This window comes from Streptomyces sp. TM32, from assembly GCF_004122755.1.
In the GTDB taxonomy this organism is placed as follows: Bacteria; Actinomycetota; Actinomycetes; order Streptomycetales; family Streptomycetaceae; genus Streptomyces; species Streptomyces sioyaensis.
Genome location: NZ_SDIG01000261.1, coordinates 1 through 5,750, shown reverse-complemented (window position 1 = coordinate 5,750; position 5,750 = coordinate 1). Strand labels below are relative to the sequence as shown.

2 protein-coding genes and 2 pseudogenes are annotated in these 5,750 nt (G+C 67.2%); 2 read left to right on the top strand and 2 right to left on the bottom strand.

Features of this window, described 5'->3' with window-relative positions:
* Positions 1–134 precede the first annotated feature (134 nt).
* Both EST92_RS30655 and EST92_RS32500 read left to right on the top strand, forming a co-directional pair.
* Positions 135–1,598, top strand: coding sequence for an NF041680 family putative transposase (locus tag EST92_RS30655; RefSeq protein WP_129283936.1), 1,464 nt, complete (start codon positions 135–137; stop codon positions 1,596–1,598).
* A gap of 146 nt (positions 1,599–1,744) precedes the next feature.
* Positions 1,745–2,170 (top strand): annotated as a pseudogene (locus tag EST92_RS32500) (transposase); the annotation flags it as partial.
* 63 nt (positions 2,171–2,233) lie between these two features.
* On the opposite strand, the pseudogene EST92_RS31445 reads toward EST92_RS32500, so the two are convergent.
* Together EST92_RS31445 and EST92_RS30645 are read right to left on the bottom strand one after the other, a co-directional pair.
* Positions 2,234–2,476: pseudogene (locus EST92_RS31445) on the bottom strand (DNA-directed RNA polymerase subunit alpha); the annotation flags it as partial.
* Between the two features lie 131 nt (positions 2,477–2,607).
* A complete protein-coding gene (locus EST92_RS30645) occupies positions 2,608–5,097 on the bottom strand; it encodes a SpoIIE family protein phosphatase (RefSeq protein ID WP_254069172.1) in 2,490 nt (829 codons plus the stop codon).
* Positions 5,098–5,750: the final 653 nt, after the last annotated feature.

The following is a 5,750-nucleotide window of genomic DNA, read 5'->3' as shown; positions in this document are numbered from 1 at the left end:
AGCTTGTCATTTATGGTCCGGTGTCGAACGCGGCTCGAACTTGGTCGGCGTTTTCGCAGTTCAGCGGACATGTAGGCGGCCTCCGTCTGATCCTGTGCTCCGTCACAGAGTGGATCAGCGCGAAGGCCGTGGTCATGAGTTTGGTACATCGGGGCGTCCTGCGGGATGCGTTCGCGGAAGTGTCACACTTCCGGTCGGAGCTGTACGCGTGTCTGACCGCGCGAGGCGACGCGTTGTTCGAGTTGGCAGACGCGCTGTTGTGCACCGATGGGCCGGTGCGGACGCTGATCGACCTCGCCCTCGCGCCAGAACATCGCCGCGGGCACGGTGCTCTCTACGGCGGGCTCAACCAGGGACGGATCGATGTCGCCCGGCTGCGTCGCGCGCTGGCTGGGATGCCGTTGCCGAGGGCGGCGGACGGTCGGCTCGTACTGGCTGTGGATGTCTCGCCGTGGCTGCGGCCCGACGCCAACACCTGTGCTGACCGGGCCTTCTGCCACACATACGGCCGGGGCGAGGGCAAGCACCAGATGGTGCCCGGCTGGCCTTACTCGGTCGTGGCCGCGCTGGAGACCGGCCGCACCTCCTGGACGGCGGTGCTGGACGCGGTCCGCCTGGAGCCCGGCGCCGACGTCGCCGCGGTGACCACGCACCAGATCCGTGAGGTTGTCGAGCGACTGGCCGCCGCCGGCCAGTGGCAAGAGGGCGACCCGGAGGTTCTGGTCGTGTTGGACGCCGGGTATGACGCCCCGCGCATCGCTCACCTGCTGTCCGGGCTGCCTGTCGAGATCCTCGGCCGGCTCCGTTCGGATCGCGTGATGCGTCGGCCGACGCCGCCACGGGTCCACGACCCCAAGGGAGGCCGACCGCCCAAGCACGGCAGCGAGTTCGTCTTCGGTGACCCCGGCACATGGGGCACCGAACAGGCCGTGACGACCACGGACACCCGGCTCTATGGCAAGGCGATCGCGCAGGCGTGGGACCGGCTCCACCCGCGGCTGACCCGCCGGGCGGCCTGGCTCGACCACGACGGGCCCCTGCCCATCATCGAGGGCACCGTCGTCCGCCTGGTCGTGGAGAAGCTGCCCAGCGGCGGGGTCAACAAGCCGGTCTGGCTGTGGTGGTCGAAAACCGGCGCTACAGCTGACGACGTTGATCGCTGCTGGCAGTCGTTCCTCCGCCGCTTCGACATCGAGCACACGTTTCGCCTGTTCAAGCAGACCCTCGGGTGGACCAAGCCCCGGCTTCGCAGCTCGGAAGCGGCCGACCGGTGGACCTGGCTGGTGATCGCCGCCCACACCCAGCTCCGGCTCGCCCGCCCACTGGCCACCGACCTCCGGCGCCCCTGGGAGAAACCGGCCGAGCCGAACAAACTGACACCTGCCCGCGTCCGGAGAGGGTTCAGAAACCTGTGCACGAAGGCCGGCTCTCCGGCCGGTGCACCGAAACCGTCACGTCCCGGCCCCGGTCGGCCACCAGGCTCGAAAAACCGTCGCCCCCCCACCCGTCATGACGTGGGCAGAGTCCTTGCAACCGGCGAGAAGTTCAGCCGTCCGGCCCACCACAAGGTCGGCACGAAACCGCGTCGAACTGGATAAATCACAAGCTTAGCTTGTTATTTAGCCTCTGCCTCGAACAGGGCGTCGTACGACGTCACTCACCTGGGGATTCGCCGGACAGGCGGACGGCCCTCGCATGATCCTGCGTTCCGCCACGGAATCAGTTTCATACGAAGGCCGCAGAGGTGAGTGTGCTGGATCAGGATGCCCGGCAGGGCGCGTTCGACTTCACGTCACACTTCCGGGAGGACCTGTATGCGTGCCTGACCCGGCGCGGTGACACCCTGTTCGAGCTCGTGGACGCGCTGCTGTGCGAGAACGGGCCGGTGACCTCGCCGGTCGACCTGACGCTGCTGGCCGAGCACCGCCGCGGTCACGGCGCCCTGTATGACGCGTTGAACTGCGGCCGTATCGATGCGGCCGGGTTGCGCCGGGCTCTGGCGGTGCTGCCGCAGCCCAAGGCGGCCGACAACCGGCTGATCCTCGCGGTCGACGTGACCAACTGGCTGCGTCCGGATGCTCCATGCAGCCCGGAGCGCCTGTTCTGTCACGTCTACGACGCTCGGGTCGCTCCAGTGACCAGTTCATTCCCGGCTGGCCGTACTCGTTCGTGGCCGCGCTGGAGACCGGCCGCACCTCGTGGTGCCAACTGCTGGACGCGGTCCGCCTCGGTGCTTGACGTTGAGGATCAGGTCGGTGACGTCCTCCTTGACGCCCGGCACAGCGGTGAACTCGTGCAAGACGCCGTTGATTCGGACGCTGGTGACAGCAGCGCCGGGGATCGAAGACAGGAGCGTGCGGCGCAGGGAGTTACCCAGGGTGTAGCCGAAGCCCGGCTCCAGCGGCTCGATCACGAACCGCGAGCGAAACCCGTCAACAATCCCTTCGGTCAACGAAGGACGCTGAGCCATCAGCATAGAGGTGCTGCCTCCGTTCGGCCGCCTGCCATGTGACGCCCGTAGACACAGCAAGGAGGATAGAGGCGCGAGAACGTCACAACAGGCCGCCGCACCGCCCCACTCTCCGGGGGAATGTCAGGTAGCGAGGGTCATGGGGCTTGTTCAGTCCAGATGCACTTGCCTTGAGTGGTGTAACGGGTTCCCCAGCGACTGGAGAGCGCGGCGACCAGTTGGAGGCCGCGTCCTCCTTCGTCGGTTTCGGTGGCGTGGCGTATGCGGGGGGTGGTGAGGCTAGCGTCGAAGACTTCGCAGATCAACGTCTTGCTGTGGAGCAGGCGGAGGGTGATGGGGCCTTTGGCATGGCGGATGGCGTTGCCGACCAGTTCGCTGATGAGGAGTTCGGTGGTGGCGGTGAGGTCGTCGAGGTTCCAGTGGGCGAGTTGTTCGCGTACGTGTTCGCGGGCCTGTCCGGCAGCTTGGGGGTCTTCGCACAGGGACCAGGAGGCGATGTTGTCGGAGGGGAGTTGGTGAGTACGGGCAATGAGGAGGGCGGTGTCATCGCTGGTCGGTTGCCCGGCAGGTAGAAGTTCGGTGGTGAGCAGATCGCACAGGTGTTGCAGTGTCTCGGTCTCGTCGTGGTGGACGGCGTGGGTGAGGGTGCGGGCGAGTTGGTCCATGCCTTGGTCGATGTCGCGGGTTGCGGATTCGATGAGGCCGTCGGTGTACAGCACCAGGAGGCTTCCCTCGGGTAGCGCGAGGTCGAAGGTGTCGAACGGTGGTTCGGCGGCGCCGAGTGGTGGGTTGCAGTCCCAGTCGGGAAAGGTCACGGTGCCTTCAGGGTCCACGATGGCGGGTGGGGGGTGGCCGGCGCTCGCGGCGCTGCATGTGCCGTTGGTGGGGTCGTAGATGGCGTAGAGGCAGGTGGCGTAGGACTCGTCGCCGAGGCCACTGACGATGCTGTTGAGGTGGTCGAGGACTTCGTCGGGTGGCAGTTCGAGGCTGGAGAGGGTGTGAAGGGCGGTGCGCAGGCGCCCCATGGTGGCGGCCTCGGACAGGCCATGGCCCATGACATCTCCGATGACCAGGCCCACGCGGTCGGCGGACAGCGCGATGACGTCGTACCAGTCGCCGCCGACATCAACGCCCTGGCCGGTGGGCAGGTAGCGTGCGGCGGTGGTGACAGCGGGCAGTGAGGGGAGTATGCGGGGCAGCAGGCCGCGTTGCAGTTGCCTTGCGCGGGTGTGCTCGGCGTCGTAGAGACGGGCCCGTGCCAGGGCCTGGGCGACCAGGCTACTGATGGCGGTGAGCAGGATGCGTTCCTCGCCTGCGAGATGCCTGGGCTCATCGAAGGCGATGACGCAGGCGCCGATGGGCTGGCCGGAGGCGACCAATGGGAGGAAGGCCCACGCGTTCTTCCCGCTCAGCGTCGCAAGATCGGCGGTTTTCGGGTAGAGCGTGCGGAATTCTGCCGCCGAGTCGATGAACTTCGGGACCACGGTGCTCAGCGCATCGTTGACCGCAGTGCCCGCATCAAGCGGGATGGTGCGGATGCGGTCGATGAATTCCCGGGAGTACCCGACGGCTCCCACGGCGTGCAGTTGGTCGGCTTCCAGCACGTGGATGACCAGGCCCGTGGCACCGAAGGCAGGCAGGATGCGGTCCGCGACCGCCTCGACCACATCGTGTGTGCTGATCGCCTTGGCCAGCGCGGCAGCCAATTCCGCGATGCGAGCGGCCCGCTCGGCGGCTGCCTGCTCGGCGGCGTCGCGCAAGCGCTTGTCGGTGACATCAGTGCAGTAGACCGTCAGCCCGTTCAGCGCTGGTACGAGCCGCAGGTGGTACCAGCGGTCGCTCTGAGGCCACCGCAGCTCGAATTCGGATGGTGAGCCCCTCGCCGCTGCCTGGCGCATTCGCGCCCGAAGATCGGGTGCTCCTTGTACAGCGGGTATGTCCCAAAGGAGTTGGCTGACGACGTCCTGTGACGGGCCGAAGAGCTGTTCGCCCGCGACATTGAGGAAAGTGACTCTCCAGTCTCTGCCGATCGCGAGGAAGGCGTCGCTCATGTGCCGCAGCGCGCGGCTGACCGCCTCGTGGGAGGTGTGCGTGTCGGTGGTGTCCCACAGGGCGCCACGTATTCGGGTCGGCGCGCCACTGTCTTCGACGACGACCCGGCCACGGGACTGTACCCAGCGGATGGTTCCGTCCGGGCGGCGTATGCGGTACTCGTGCGCGATCACGTCACGGGTACGGATGGCTTGGTCGTCCTCGGCGATCACCCAGGGCAGATCGTCGGGATGAACGAGGGCTACCCACGTCTCGACGCGTCTGTCGTGCGTCTCGCTGAGGCCGAGGATGGCGAGCGCCGGCTCGTTCCAGTTCACCGCGCCGGTGCGAAGGTCCCAGTCCCAGGTGCCGACCTGCACCGCGTCGAACGTCTCCTGCCAGGCAACAGGCACGTCGTCCGTAACAGGCCTGGTCTGGTGCAACCGTCCGGCGGCCCACCGGGCGACCTCCCCGAGGAACGCCAGCTGCGACGCGTCCGGCCCTCCCGGCTCGTCGGCCAGGACCGTCAGTGAACCGAGCGCACCGTCCGGGGCATGCAGAGGAACAGCCGCCATCCACGCATCTGCCGAGAACATCCCCGCAGCACGCTCTCCAGTGACCGGGCAGCCGTCCACAGCAGGTACGGGCCCCCACACGGGCAGACCGTCACGGACAGCTGCGGCCGGGGCTACGCCGGCACCCCCAGGGACAATCTCCCATCGCTCGGTGAAGGCGCGAGGAAGCCCGCTGCTCACAGCCAGGGCCAGCGCAGGAGTCGCTCGCAAACCGCTCACATGCGCCATACCTCCCAGGCCCCCGATCCCGGCCACCGCATGCTGCAGGGCGGACAACAACACATCGGTATCCGCCAAGCCCTCTTCCAGGGCCCCAAGCATCCGCAGGCGAGTGGCACCCGCCCGCCAATCCGGCGCATGCTCTGGCTCCGCACCCATCCTCTCGCTCCGCCCTCTGGTACTGGGGAATTCCCCGGTTGGGCCCGCGCGGCCGACCGACCCCACCCACAGACAGCCTAAAGGGGCCAATAGCCGCATTACTTACTTTTGCCGTTAACTTACACACTTCAACAATTACTTGGTGCAATTGTTTCTGGTCGCTCGACTCGAAACGGGGCCCCCAAGGCCGGAAGGCCTTCACCCCGCCGTAGCGTCCCCGTTACCTTTTAGATGGCCCCGATGATCTTGGGGCTCCCGGCCTTCTGGCCCGGCATGACTATGTCCCCCTGTCGACC

Coding starts and splice junctions, on each gene's coding strand:
- EST92_RS30645 (WP_254069172.1), bottom strand. CDS start 5,097: ATGTTCTCGGCAGATGCGTGGATGGCGGCTGTTCCTCTGCATGCCCCG.
- EST92_RS30655 (WP_129283936.1), top strand. CDS start 135: ATGAGTTTGGTACATCGGGGCGTCCTGCGGGATGCGTTCGCGGAAGTG.